Origin of the sequence: Streptomyces sp. NPDC050388 (assembly GCF_040655635.1) — a bacterium.
Lineage (GTDB): Bacteria > Actinomycetota > Actinomycetes > Streptomycetales > Streptomycetaceae > Streptomyces.
This window is the reverse complement of record NZ_JBFAKH010000014.1, coordinates 1-13699: the sequence shown is the minus strand read 5'-3', so window position 1 is coordinate 13699 and position 13699 is coordinate 1. Positions and strand designations below refer to the sequence as shown.

Here is a 13699-nt window from a genome sequence, read left to right as displayed (position 1 = left end):
CCGGACCGCCGCTCCGCGGCCACCCCGGATCTCGCACCCCAACCGGCTGCCTCTAGTTACCCGTTAAGTAACGCGGATGTCTCAACTGTGCCCGATGTGCCCTGATAGGTAGGCATTCATCCGCGGTAAGTGCCCGACAGGTTGCGTTCGTTCATTGACACCCTCACGACGTACCTACCTAACATGCATGCATAACGGCGACGGCGCCGTCGGCCCGGGAGTCCCGGGTCTCCGCACGCACAGACAGGTCGACGCGGTGAGCTCCAAGCACATCGAAACCCACCGCTGGTGGCGCGACGCAGTGATCTACCAGGTGTACGTCCGCAGCTTCCTGGACAGCACCGGTGACGGCATCGGCGATCTCGCCGGGGTCAGGGCGGGCCTGCCCTACCTGAAGAAGCTCGGCGTGGACGGGATCTGGCTGAGCCCCTTCTACCCCTCGCCGCAGCACGACCACGGCTACGACGTGGCCGACTACCGCGACGTCGACCCGGTCTTCGGCGACCTCGCCGAGTTCGACCTGCTGGTCGGGGCCGCCCGGCGGCTCGGCATCAAGGTGCTGCTGGACGTCGTCCCCAACCACTGCTCCAGCGAGCACCCCTGGTTCCGCGAGGCACTCGCCGCGGCCCCCGGCAGCCCGGAACGCGCCCGTTTCCACTTCACCGACGGCCGTGGCCCCGACGGCGCCGAACCGCCCAACAACTGGCACGCCATGTTCGGCGGGCCCGCCTGGAGCCGCGTCACCGAGCCGGACGGCCGGCCCGGCCAGTGGTACCTGCACATGTTCACGCCCGAACAGCCGGACTGGAACTGGCGCAACCCCGAGATCGCCGCCGACTTCGACCGGACCCTGCGGTTCTGGCTGGACCGGGGCGTCGACGGCTTCCGCATCGACGTCGCCGCGGGCCTGTTCAAGCACCCGGAGCTGCCCGACTCCCCGGACCCGGAGGCCGACGCCCGCACCCGGGACTCGGTCAACCCGCTGGCCTGGAACCAGCCCGAGGTGCACGACGTGTGGCGGCACTGGCGCGCGGTGTGCGAGGAGTACACCGCCCGCGACGGCCGCGAACGGCTCCTGGTCGGCGAGGTCTCCGTGCCGACCGCCCGCGAACACGCCCGCTACGTCCGCCCCGACGAGCTCCACCAGGCCTTCTTCTTCGACCTGCTCGGCGCCCCCTGGGACGCCGACGCCTTCCGCAAGGTCATCTCCGAGGCCATGCAGGACATCGCCGGCACCGGATCGACCGTCACCTGGGTCCTCAACAACCACGACCAGGTCCGCACCGTCACCCGCTACGGCGAACCCACCCCCGAGGGCAGCGGTCTCGGCCCCGCCCGGGCCCGCGCCGCCGCGCTGCTGATGCTGGCGCTGCCCGGCGCCGCCTACGTCTACCAGGGCGAGGAGCTGGGCCTGCCCGAGGTCGTCGACCTGCCCGACGAGGTGCTCACCGACCCGATCTTCCGCCGCACCGGCAGCCGGGCTCGGATCCGCGACGGCTGCCGGGTGCCGCTGCCCTGGTCGGGACAGGCCTCCCCGTTCGGCTTCACCTCCGGCACCGAGGGGGCCACGCCCTGGCTGCCGCAGCCCGAGTGGTTCGCCGAACACGCCACCGACCGCGCCCTCGCCGACACCCGCTCCTTCTGGCACCTGTACCGCGACGGTCTGCAACTGCGCTCCACGCTGCCCCAGTTGGGCGAGGGCACGCTGCGCTGGCTGGAGACCGAACCGGACGTCCTGGCCTTCGTCCGCGGCGACGGCCTGGTGTGCGCCGTCAACTTCGGCACCGCCCCCGTACCCGCGCCGGTCCCCGGCACACCGCTGCTGGCCAGCGGCCCCTGCCCGGACGGAGTCCTCCCCGGTGCCACGGCCGCCTGGTGGATCGACGACTCCTGACGCCCGCTCACTTCACGCACCCGAAAGTCTTCCGGACGCACTTCTGAACATCTCCGAACGCTTCTGAAGGGACATCAACGATGATGCGACGACGTACCACCCTGCTCACCGGCTGCACCGCCCTCGTGCTCGCCCTCGGCGCCACCGCCTGCGGCTCCGGCGAGCCCGTCTCGGCCGGCGGCGGTGACGGTGACAAGGCGCTCAACGGCCAGACCGTCTCCGTCGCCGGTGTCTGGTCCGGCAGCGAGCAGAAGAACTTCCAGAAGGTGCTCGACGCCTTCACCGAGAAGACCGGCGCCAAGACGGAGTTCGTCTCCACCGGCGACAACGTCTCCACCGTCGTCGGCAGCAAGATCGAGGGCGGCAACGCCCCCGACGTCGTGATGGTCCCCCAGGTCGGCGTGTTGAAGCAGTTCGCCGAGGCGGGCTGGCTCAAGCCGCTGGACAAGAAGGTCCAGGGCACCGTGGAGAACAACTTCGCCGAGGTGTGGCAGAACTACGGCAGCGTCGACGGCACGCTGTACGGCCTCTACTTCAAGGCCGCCCACAAGTCGACCGTCTGGTACAGCCCCGAGGCCCTGGAGCAGGCGGGCATCACCCCGCCGAAGACCTACGACGCCATGCTGAAGGACGGACGCACGATCTCCGACTCCGGCCTCGCCGCCTTCTCGGTCGCCGGACAGGACGGCTGGACGCTGACCGACTGGTTCGAGAACGTCTACCTCTCCCAGGCCGGGCCCGAGAAGTACGACGCCCTCGCCGCGCACGAGATCAAGTGGACCGACCCGACGGTGGTGAAGGCGCTCACCACGCTCGGCGAACTCTTCAAGGACAAGCAACTCGTCTCGGGCGGCCAGAAGGAAGCCCTGAACACCGACTTCCCCGGTTCGGTGGAGAAGGTCTTCGGCCCCGAGCCGGACGCCGCCATGGTCTACGAGGGCGACTTCGTGGCCGGCGTCGCCAAGGACCAGTTCGGCAAGAACATCGGCACCGACGCGAACTTCTTCCCGTTCCCGCCGGTCGGCGACGGCGAGGCCCCGGTGGTCAGCGGCGGCGACGCGGCCGTGGTGCTCAAGGACGGCAAGAACGCCGAGGCCGGCATGGCGCTCCTCGAGTACCTCGCCACGCCGGAGGCCGCCGCCGTGTGGGCCGAGGCCGGAGGCTTCCTCTCCCCGAACAAGGAGCTGGACCTTTCCTCCTACGGCGACGACGTCACCCGCGCCACCGCCGAGTCCCTGATCGAGGCCGGCGACTCGGTCCGCTTCGACATGTCGGACCAGGCCCCGGCGGCCTTCGGCGGCACCCAGGGCAAGGGCGAGTGGAAGATCCTCCAGGACTTCCTGCGTGACCCGTCCGACCCGAAGAAGACCGCGGCCGAGCTGGAGAACGCGGCGGCCAAGGCCTACGGGAACTGACGGTCATGACCGCCACCCTGGTGAAAGAGGCGAGCCCTCCGGCTCCTTCGCACCCCGATCGTGCCCCCCGCCGGCGCCTGCGCCGGCGGGGGCGGATCGTCGCCGTGCTGTTCGTGCTGCCCGCCCTGCTCCTGCTGGGCGCGCTGGTCGTCTACCCGGTGCTGTTCTCCGTCGGACGCAGCCTCTTCGACGCCTCCGGCACCCGGTTCGTGGGCGGCGAGAACTACCTCGAGATGTTCCGCGACCCGGTCACCCTCAAGGCCGTCCGGAACACCGCGATCTGGGTCGTCATCGCCCCCACCCTGCTCACCGGCCTGGGCCTGATCCTGGCCGTGCTGGTGGAGAAGATCCGCTGGGCCACCGCCTTCAAGTTGCTGCTGTTCATGCCGATGGCGGTGTCCTTCCTGGCGGCCGGCATCGTCTTCCGGCTCGCCTACGACGAGGACCCGGACAAGGGCGTGCTGAACGCGGCCGTCGTCTCGGTCCACGACACCTTCAAGGGCAGCTCGTCCTACCCGACGGCCCGCGCCCGCGAGGGCGACGGGGCGGGCCTGACCAAGGAGGCGGACGGCTCGTACGTGACCGGGGCGGACGTGTCGCCGGGCGGCACGGCGGCGCTGGGCCTGGTCGGCGTGGCACCCAAGGACCTGCCCGGGGAGGCGGCACCCGCCTCCCCGGCGGCCTCCCGCGAGGCGGCCTCCGACGAGGTCGGCGGCGTGGTGTACCTGGACTTCACCCCCGGCGGGGGAGGAGAGCCGGGCCGGGTCGACGAGGGGGAGAGCGGACTGCCCGGCATGAAGGTCGAGGCGCTCCGCGACGGACGCACGGTCGCGACCACGACCACCGGGGCCGACGGCTCGTTCCGCTTCACCGGACTGGACGACGGCCCCTACGCGCTGAAACTGCCCGCCGAGAACTTCGCGCCCCCCTACCAGGGCATCTCCTGGCTCGGACCGACGCTCGTCACCCCGGCCATCATCGGGGCCTACCTGTGGATCTGGACCGGCTTCGCGATGGTGCTGATCGGCGCCGGCCTCGCCGCGCTGCCGCGGGACGCGCTGGAGGCGGCGCGGATGGACGGCGCGAACGAGTGGCAGATCTTCCGCCGGATCACCGTCCCGCTGCTCGCACCGGTCCTCACCGTCGTCTTCGTGACCCTGGTGATCAACGTGATGAAGGTCTTCGACCTCGTCTACATCATCGCGCCCGGACCCGTGCAGGAGGACGCGACCGTGCTCGCGACCCAGATGTGGCTGGTGTCGTTCGGCGGCGGCAACGACCAGGGACTGGGCAGCGCGCTCGGTGTGCTGCTCCTGCTGCTGGTCGTCCCCGCCATGGCCTTCAACGTCCGCCGTTTCAGAAGGAGCCAGCGATGAACGCGATCCGGCGCGGCCTGGGCAACGCGGTCGTGCAGGCCTTCCTGGTCGTGATCGGGCTGGTGTGGATGACCCCGCTGGCCGGCCTGTTCCTGTCCTCGATGCGCTCCGCCGAGGACACGGCCAAGGGCGGCTGGTGGACGGTGTTCACCAGCCCCGGGCAGCTGTCCTTCGACAACTACGCGGCCCTGCTGAAGAACTCGGGGATGACCCAGGCGTTCTGGAACACCGTGCTGATCTCGGTGCCGACCACGGTGCTGGTGGTGATCGTCGCGGCGCTCGCCGGATACGCCTTCGCCTGGCTGGACTTCCCCGGCCGGGACACGATCTTCCTCGTCGTGGTCGCCCTGTTGGTGGTGCCCGTGCAGATCGGGCTGCTGCCGGTGGCCAAACTCTTCGGCCAGCTGGGCCTGTTCGGCACCATCCCCGGGGTCGTGCTGTTCCACGTGGCGTACGGACTGCCGTTCGCGGTGTTCCTGCTGCGGAACTACTTCGCCGAGATGCCCAAGGAGATGCTGGAGGCCGCCCGCATGGACGGCGGCAGCGAGTGGCGCATCTTCACCCGGCTGATCCTGCCCGTCGGGCGGCCGGCGATCGCCAGCCTGGCCATCTTCCAGTTCCTGTGGGTCTGGAACGACATGCTGGTGGCGCTGTTGTTCGCGGACAGCTCCTCACAGCCGCTGACGGTGGAACTCCAGTCGCAGATCCGCCAGTTCGGCAGCAACATCGATGTGCTCGCGCCGGGGGCGTTCCTGTCGCTGGTGGTGCCGGTGGCCGTGTTCTTCGCCTTCCAGCGGCACTTCGTGCAGGGGGTGATGGCGGGGTCGGTGAAGTGACGGCCACCGTCCCACCCGGAAACGCACGGACCCCCGCCTCCTCACGAGGCGGGGGTCCGTGCGTGTTCACGCGGTCACGCGGAAGCAGGCGGATACAGCGCCCGCGGCAGCTGCGAGGCCGCCGCCGCGTCCAGGAGCCACAGGGTGCGGGCCCTGCCGTACGCGCCCGCCGCCGGGGCCTGGATCTCGCCCGCGCCCGACAGGGCGATCGCCGCGGCCTCCGCCTTGTCCTCGCCGGCCGCCAGCAGCCACACCTCCCGGGCCGCACGGATCGCCGGGAGGGTGAGCGTCACCCGGGTCGGCGGCGGCTTGGGCGCCCCGTGGACGCCGACCACCGTGCGCTCCGTCTCCCGCACCGCGGGCAACTCCGGGAAGAGGGACGCCACATGCGTGTCCGGGCCGACACCCAGCATCAGCACGTCGAACGTCGGCACCGCGCCGTGGTCCGTCGGACCCGCGGCACGGGCCAGCTCCTCGGCGTACGCGGCCGCCGCCGCGTCCACGTCGGCGCCGTGCGGTCCGTCGGACGCGGGCATGGCGTGCACGCGCTTCGGGTCCAGCGGCACCGCGTCGAGCAGCGCTTCACGGGCCTGGGTGACATTGCGCTCCGGGTCGCCGTCCGGTAGGAACCGCTCGTCGCCCCACCACAGGTCGATCCGGCTCCAGTCGACCGCGTCCCGGGCGGGCGCGTCCGCGAGCGCGGCCAGCAGACCGTTGCCGTTGCGGCCGCCGGTCAGCACCACGGACGCCGAACCCCGCGAGGCCTGCGCGTCCACGACCCTGGTGATCAGCCGGGCCGCCGCGGCCTGCGCCATCAGCTCCTTGTCGCGGTGCACGACCAGCTGCGGTGCCGTACTCACTTCGCCTCCACCTTCCTCAGCGGTGCCTGCGCCGGTGCCTCGACCGCGGGACCTTTCGCAGCCGGTCCGCCGGCAGCGGTGCCCGACGCTCCTTTGGCCGGCGGCTCACCCGCCGGCTTCCCGGAGTCGTCCGACGCCTCGTCCAGCGCACGCGACACCTCGTCGAGCGCGGTCGTCGCCTCGGTCAGCCCGCGCGACACCTCGTCCAGCGCACCGGACGACGCCTTCGTCGCGCCCGCCCCCGTCGCCGGACTCCTCAGCCGCTCGACCCCGTACCGCAGGGCCGACGCGTACGTGTCGTCCGGGTCCAGCCGGCGCAGCTCCTCCGCGATCAGCTCCGCGGTGTCCCGGCGCTTGAGCGCCACCGCCCGCTTCGGCTGGCCCTGGATGGACAGCGTCGCGAGCGAACCGTCGGCACGGTCCAGCACGATCGGGCCGCAGTCGGTCGACAGCCGGACCGCGGTGAGCCCCGGGCCGCTCGACAGCGAACGCTTCACGGGCACGCCCAGCCGAGCTGCGAGCCACATGGCCAGCAGCTCGCAGCTCGGGTTGAACTCCTCGCCCTCGACCTCCACGCCCTGCACCTCGCAGGACACCTGGTCCAGAGCCGCGGCCAGCATCGAACGCCAGGGCGTGATCCGGGTCCAGGACAGGTCCGTGTCGCCCGGGGCGTAGGCCTCGGCGCGGGCCGCGAGCTCCCGCACCGGCTGCTCGCAGGCGTAGGTGTCGGTCACCCGGCGCTGGGCCAGCGCGCCCAGCGGGTCGCCGGCCGGGTTCAGCGGGGCGTTGACCGGCCACCAGACCACCACCGGGGCGTCCGGCAGCAGCAGCGGCAGCACCACCGACTGGGCGTGGTCGGCGACCTCGCCGTACAGCCGGAGCACCACCGTCTCACCGGTGCCCGCGTCCGCGCCGACCCGCACCTCGGCGTCCAGCCGGGACTGCGTACGGTCGCGGGGGGAGCGGGACACCCGCTTGATGACGACCAGGGTGCGCGAGGGATGCTCGCGCGAGGCGTCGCCGGCGGACTTCAGGGCGTCGTAGGCGTTCTCCTCGTCGGTCACGATGACCAGGGTGAGCACCATGCCGACCGCCGGAGTGCCGATGGCCCGGCGGGCCCGCACCAGCGCCTTGTTGATCTCGCCGGCCGTGGTGTCCGTGAGGTCTATCTTCATGGCCGCCGCCAGCTCCGTCCGTCTCGCTCGAGCATGTGGTCCGCCTCCACGGGCCCCCAGGTGCCGGCCGGGTACTGGGCCGGCCGTCCGTGGTTGTCCCAGTACTCCTCGATCGGGTCGAGGATCTTCCAGGACAGCTCGACCTCCTCGGTGCGCGGGAAGAGATTGGAGTCACCGAGCAGGACGTCGAGGATGAGCCGTTCGTACGCCTCCGGGCTGGACTCGGTGAACGACTCGCCGTAGGCGAAGTCCATCGACACGTCCCGGATCTCCATGGACGTGCCCGGCACCTTGGAGCCGAACCGCACCGTGACACCCTCGTCCGGCTGGACGCGGATCACGATCGCGTTGGAGCCCAGTTCCTCGGTGGCCGTCGTGTCGAACGGCGAGTGCGGCGCCCGCTGGAACACCACCGCGATCTCGGTGACCCGGCGGCCCAGCCGCTTTCCGGTGCGCAGGTAGAAGGGGACACCCGCCCAGCGGCGGTTGTCCACCCCCAGCTTGATCGCGGCGTACGTGTCGGTCCTCGAGGAGGCGTCGATGCCCTCCTCCTCCAGGTACCCGACCGCCTTCGCGCCGCCCTGCCAGCCCGCCGCGTACTGCCCGCGCACGGTGTCCCGGCCCAGGTCCTTCGGCAGCCGCACGGCGCCGAGCACCTTGGTCTTCTCCGCGGCCAGTGCGTCCGCGTCGAAGGAGGCCGGCTCCTCCATGGCGGTGAGCGCCATCAGCTGGAGCAGGTGGTTCTGGATGACGTCACGGGCGGCGCCGATGCCGTCGTAGTAGCCGGCCCGGCCGCCGATGCCGATGTCCTCGGCCATGGTGATCTGCACGTGGTCCACGAAGGACCGGTTCCAGATCGGCTCGAACATCGTGTTGGCGAAGCGGAGCGCCAGGATGTTCTGGACGGTCTCCTTGCCCAGGTAGTGGTCGATCCGGAAGACCTGGTCCGGGGCGAACACCTCGTGGACGAGCGCGTTGAGCTCCTCGGCCGACTTCAGGTCGTGGCCGAAGGGCTTCTCGATCACCGCGCGCCGCCAGGAACCACTGCTCTGGTCGGCCAGCCCGTGCTTCTTCAGCTGCTGGATGACCACCGGGAAGGACCGCGGCGGCACCGACAGGTAGAACGCGAAGTTGCCGCCCGTGCCCTGTGCCTTGTCCAGTTCCTCGATGGTGCCGCGCAGCCGCTCGAAGGACTCGTCGTCGTCGAAGGTGCCCTGGACGAAGCGCATGCCCTGGATGAGCTGCTGCCAGACCTCCTCGCGGAACGGAGTGCGGGCGTGCTCCTTGACCGCGTCGTGCACCACCTGCGCGAAGTCCTCGTGCGCCCACTCGCGGCGGGCGAACCCGACCAGCGAGAAGCCCGGCGGCAGCAGACCCCGGTTGGCGAGGTCGTACACGGCCGGCATCAGCTTCTTGCGGGAGAGGTCGCCCGTGACGCCGAAGATGACCAGGCCCGACGGCCCCGCGATACGCGGGAGCCGTCGGTCCGCGGGGTCACGCAGCGGGTTGCTGCTCGACAAGGTGTCAGCCCTCCGAAGGGGCGAGGCGCGCGAGCTCCGCCTCGGTCGACTTCAGCAGGTCGTTCCAGGACGCCTCGAACTTCTCGACGCCCTCCTCCTCCAGCAGCTGCACCACGTCGTCGTACGAGATGCCCAGCCGCTCCACGGCGTCGAGGTCGGCGCGGGCCTGCTCGTAGGTGCCGGCGACGGCGTTGCCCTTGATCTCGCCCTGCTCCTCGGTGGCGAACAGCGTCGCCTCCGGCATGGTGTTCACCGTGTTCGGCGCCACCAGGTCGTCGACGTACATCGTGGACTTGTACGCCTTGTCCTTCACACCGGTGGAGGCCCACAGCGGACGCTGCCTGTTGGCGCCCTCACGCTCCAGCGCGCTCCAGCGGTCGGTGGCGAAGACCTCCTCGTACGCCTGGTAGGCCAGGCGCGCGTTGGCGACGGCGGCCTTGCCGCGCAGCGCCTTCGCCTCGTCGGTGCCGAGCGCGTCGATCCGCTTGTCGATCTCGGTGTCCACGCGGGACACGAAGAACGACGCCACCGAGTGGATCTTCGACAGGTCCAGGCCGCGCTCCTTGGCCTTCTCCAGACCGGTCAGGAACGCGTCCATGACCTTGCGGTACCGCTCCAGGGAGAAGATCAGCGTGACGTTGACGCTGATGCCCAGGCCGATGACCTCGGCGATCGCCGGGATGCCGGCCTCGGTCGCCGGGATCTTGATCAGGGTGTTGGGCCGGTCCACCAGCCAGGCCAGCTGCTTGGCCTCGGCGACGGTGGCGCGCGTCTCGTGCGCCAGCCGCGGGTCGACCTCGATGGAGACCCGGCCGTCCTTGCCGTCGGTGGCGTCGAAGACCGGGCGCAGGATGTCGGCGGCGTCCCGGACGTCCGCCGTGGTGATCATCCGGATGGCCTCTTCGACCGTGACCCTGCGGGCGGCGAGGTCGGCGAGCTGCTGCTCGTAGCCGTCGCCCTCGGAGATCGCCTTCTGGAAGATCGACGGGTTGGTGGTGACGCCCACGACGTGCTGCTGGTCGATCAGCTCGGCGAGGTTGCCGGACGTGATCCGCTTGCGCGACAGGTCGTCCAGCCAGATCGCGACGCCCTCGTCGGAAAGGCGCTTCAATGCGTCTGTCATGGAAATTCCATCTCCTACTACGTGTCGTATGTGAGCGTCAGCGCCGGGCAGCGGCGAGTGAGTCCCGGGCCGCGGCCGCCACGTTCTCGGCGGTGAAGCCGAACTCCTTGAACAGCACCTTGCCGTCGGCGGACGCGCCGAAGTGCTCCAGGGACACGATGCGCCCGGCGTCCCCGACGTACTTGTGCCACGTCAGACCGATACCGGCCTCCACCGCGACGCGCGCCTTCACGGAGGGCGGCAGGACGCTGTCCCGGTACCCCTGGTCCTGCTCCTCGAACCACTCCACCGACGGCATGGACACCACGCGCGTCGGCACCCCGTCGGCCTGGAGCCGCTCACGGGCCTCGACGGCGACGTGCACCTCGGAACCGGTGGCGATCAGCACGACCTGCGGCTCCGTGCTCTGTCCGGAGGCCTCCTCCGCCTCGAACAGCACGTAGCCGCCGCGCGCCGCGTCCTCGTTGGGCTCGTACGTCGGCACGCCCTGCCGGGTGAGGGCCAGGCCGTGCGGCTGGCCCTTGCCGAACTCCTTGGTCCAGCGCTTGAGGATCTCCCGCCAGGCGATCGCGGTCTCGTTGGCGTCCGCCGGGCGGACGACGTTCAGACCGGGGATGGCGCGCAGCGAGGCCAGGTGCTCGACCGGCTGGTGGGTCGGGCCGTCCTCGCCCAGACCGATGGAGTCGTGCGTCCACACGTACGTCACCGGCAGGTGCATCAGGGCCGACAGCCGCACCGCGTTGCGCATGTAGTCGGAGAACACCAGGAAGGTGCCGCCGTAGATCCGGGTGTTGCCGTGCAGCGCGATGCCGTTCATCTCCGCGGCCATGGCGTGCTCGCGGATACCGAAGTGGATGGTGCGGCCGTACGGGTTCGCCTCGGGCAGCGGGTTGCCGACCGGGAGGAACGAGGACGTCTTGTCGATCGTCGTGTTGTTGGAGCCCGCCAGGTCGGCCGAGCCGCCCCACAGCTCCGGGACGACCGCGCCGAGCGCCTGGAGCACCTTGCCGGAGGCGGCACGGGTGGCGACCGCCTTGCCCGGCTCGAAGACGGGAAGCTTGTCCTCCCAGCCCTTGGGCAGCTCACCGGCCGCGATCCGGTCGAACTCGGCCGCGCGCTCCGGGTTGTTGCTCCGCCACTCCTGGAACGACTTCTCCCACTCGGCCCGCGCCTGCTTGCCGCGCTCCAGCGCGCCACGGGTGTGGCCGAGGACCTCGTCGGTCACCTCGAAGGTCTGCTCCGGGTCGAAGCCCAGCACCCGCTTGGTGGCCGCCACCTCCTCGTCGCCGAGCGCCGAACCGTGGGAGGCCTCGGTGTTCTGCGCGTTCGGGGCCGGCCAGGCGATGATCGAGCGCATCGCGATGAACGACGGCCGGTCGGTGACCTTCTTGGCCTCCTGGACGGCGTCGTAGATCGCGTTCGGGTCCAGGTCGCCGTCCGGCTTCGGGGCCACCCGCTGCACGTGCCAGCCGTAGGCCTCGTACCGCTTGGTGACGTCCTCGGAGACGGCCGTCTCGGTGTCGCCCTCGATCGAGATGTGGTTGTCGTCCCACAGCAGGACCAGGTTGCCGAGCTTCTGGTGGCCGGCCAGCGAGGACGCCTCCGCGGAGATGCCCTCCTGCAGGCAGCCGTCACCGGCGATGCAGTAGACGAAGTGGTCGAACGGGGACTCGCCCGGGGCGGCCTCCGGGTCGAACAGCCCGCGCTCGTAGCGGGCGGCCATGGCCATGCCGACCGCGTTGGCGACACCCTGGCCCAGCGGCCCGGTCGTCGTCTCCACGCCGGTGGTGTGCCCGTACTCCGGGTGGCCCGGCGTCTTCGAACCCCAGGTGCGGAACGCCTTCAGGTCGTCCAGCTCCAGACCGAAACCGGCCAGGTACAGCTGGGTGTAGAGAGTCAGGGACGAATGTCCGGCGGACAGGACGAAACGGTCCCGCCCGACCCAGTCGGCGTCCGCGGGGTCGTGCCGCATCACCTTCTGGAAGAGGGTGTACGCGGCGGGCGCCAGGCTCATCGCCGTACCGGGATGGCCGTTGCCGACCTTCTGTACGGCATCGGCGGCCAGGACGCGGGCGGTGTCCACGGCCCGCTGGTCCAGTTCGGTCCACTCGAGGTCTGTGGTGGTCGGCTTGGTGCTCACCCTGAGTCAGGGCTCCTCTCCACATGTTTTCGGATGCCGGATGAGTGCTCACCGGCGAGGTCGAGCCTACCCCTGGAGGGCGTGCATCCCCCGAGCCGTTCCAGACTGCCGGGAGTCCCGGCGATCCGCCTCCTGACCGGGAAGTCTTCCTGTTCGGCAGATGAATACGGAGCCGCTCATCCGGTTGCTCAATCGAGCTCGGAACTCCGTTGTGAGCGGCCGCCGCCAACACGACCGGACCCCCGCGATTGTCCGGGTCTGGGCAACGTCTAAGGTGGCGTGGTACGCGCGAGCCTTTACCGACACCTCATACGGGAGGGCTTGCTGGGAACTCTGTCAGGGGTGCGAGTGACGGCCGTTGAATCCCGTCCTGCGGGGATTGTCGGGACCAGCCAGAGCCCGAGTCACCGGCCGTTCGGGGCCCGTGTCGGGGCGTTCGTGGCGCTGACCAAGCCGCGGATCATCGAACTGCTGCTCATCACCACGGTCCCGGTGATGTTCCTGGCGCAGCAGGGTGTGCCCGACCTGGGACTGGTGCTGCTGACCTGCGTCGGCGGCTACCTGTCGGCGGGCGGCGCCAACGCGCTCAACATGTATCTCGACCGCGACATCGACGCGCTGATGGACCGCACCTCGCAGCGCCCCCTGGTCACCGGCATGGTCAGCCCGCGCGAGTGCCTGGCCTTCGGCATCACCCTGGCCGTCGTCTCGACGCTGCTGTTCGGCCTCACCGTCAACTGGCTGTCCGCCTGGCTCTCCCTCGGGGCGCTCCTCTTCTACGTCGTCGTCTACACGATGATCCTCAAACGGCGTACGGCGCAGAACATCGTGTGGGGCGGCATCGCCGGCTGCATGCCGGTGCTGATCGGCTGGTCCGCGGTCACCAACTCGATGTCCTGGGCACCGGTCATCCTCTTCCTCGTCATCTTCTTCTGGACGCCGCCGCACTACTGGCCGCTGTCCATGAAGGTGAAGGAGGACTACGCGCGCGTGGGCGTGCCGATGCTCCCGGTGATCGCCGGCAACAAGGCCGTCGCCAAGCAGATCGTGCTCTACAGCTGGGTCATGGTCGCGGTGTCGCTGCTGCTCACCCCGCTCGGCTACACCGGCTGGTTCTACACCGCGGTCGCGCTGGCCGCGGGCGGCTGGTGGCTGTGGGAGGCGCACGCGCTCCTCAACCGCGCCAAGGCCGAGGTGACCGGCAGCAAGCTCAAGGAGATGCGCCTGTTCCACTGGTCCATCACCTATGTGTCGCTGCTCTTCGTGGCCGTCGCGGTGGACCCTTTCCTGCGGTAGTTCCTGCGGCAGGCGACCTCAGAGACGTTCCGAGGGGCGGGGTCCGTGGCCAAGGCCACGGACC

The 13699-nt window shown here is 70.4% G+C and carries 10 protein-coding genes; 5 read left to right on the top strand and 5 right to left on the bottom strand.

Annotation, left to right across the window (positions count from 1 at the left end):
* Positions 1-271 precede the first annotated feature (271 nt).
* From AB0I73_RS10540 to AB0I73_RS10525, 4 genes are all read left to right on the top strand, one after another.
* Entirely contained in the window at positions 272-1894 is a 1623-nt protein-coding gene (locus AB0I73_RS10540; RefSeq protein ID WP_363036002.1) for a glycoside hydrolase family 13 protein, read from the top strand.
* An 80-nt stretch (positions 1895-1974) separates the two neighbouring features.
* Positions 1975-3309, top strand: a complete 1335-nt coding sequence (locus tag AB0I73_RS10535; RefSeq protein WP_363035822.1) for an ABC transporter substrate-binding protein — start codon at positions 1975-1977, stop codon at positions 3307-3309.
* 5 nt (positions 3310-3314) lie between these two features.
* Entirely contained in the window at positions 3315-4685 is a 1371-nt protein-coding gene (locus AB0I73_RS10530; RefSeq protein WP_363035820.1) for an ABC transporter permease subunit, read from the top strand.
* A complete protein-coding gene (locus AB0I73_RS10525; protein ID WP_065003010.1) occupies positions 4682-5521 on the top strand; it encodes a carbohydrate ABC transporter permease in 840 nt (279 codons plus the stop codon). Before AB0I73_RS10530 ends, AB0I73_RS10525 begins: the two co-directional genes overlap by 4 nt.
* Before the next feature lie 74 nt (positions 5522-5595).
* On the opposite strand, the gene pgl is transcribed toward AB0I73_RS10525, so the two are convergent.
* From pgl to tkt, 5 genes are read right to left on the bottom strand one after another with little or no spacing between them, the layout of a single operon-like run.
* The gene (gene pgl, locus AB0I73_RS10520; protein ID WP_363035817.1) at positions 5596-6381 is read right to left on the bottom strand and encodes a 6-phosphogluconolactonase; all 786 of its coding nucleotides are present in this window, start codon (positions 6379-6381) and stop codon (positions 5596-5598) included.
* The gene (opcA, locus tag AB0I73_RS10515; protein ID WP_363035815.1) at positions 6378-7556 is read right to left on the bottom strand and encodes a glucose-6-phosphate dehydrogenase assembly protein OpcA; all 1179 of its coding nucleotides are present in this window, start codon (positions 7554-7556) and stop codon (positions 6378-6380) included. Before opcA ends, pgl begins: the two co-directional genes overlap by 4 nt.
* On the bottom strand, positions 7553-9076 hold the full coding sequence (zwf, locus tag AB0I73_RS10510) for a glucose-6-phosphate dehydrogenase (RefSeq protein WP_363035813.1): 1524 nt from the start codon (positions 9074-9076) through the stop codon (positions 7553-7555). Before zwf ends, opcA begins: the two co-directional genes overlap by 4 nt.
* Before the next feature lie 4 nt (positions 9077-9080).
* Complete coding sequence (gene tal, locus AB0I73_RS10505) at positions 9081-10199, bottom strand: transaldolase (protein ID WP_363035811.1); 1119 nt, start codon at positions 10197-10199, stop codon at positions 9081-9083.
* A 37-nt stretch (positions 10200-10236) separates the two neighbouring features.
* Positions 10237-12339: a transketolase gene (gene tkt / locus AB0I73_RS10500; RefSeq protein ID WP_363035809.1), complete on the bottom strand. Its 2103-nt coding sequence runs from the start codon at positions 12337-12339 to the stop codon at positions 10237-10239.
* 342 nt (positions 12340-12681) lie between these two features.
* Here tkt and AB0I73_RS10495 point away from each other — a divergent pair, with 342 nt between their 5' ends.
* Positions 12682-13635 (top strand): heme o synthase, encoded by a 954-nt coding sequence (locus AB0I73_RS10495; RefSeq protein ID WP_363035807.1) that lies wholly within the window; start codon positions 12682-12684, stop codon positions 13633-13635.
* Positions 13636-13699: the final 64 nt, after the last annotated feature.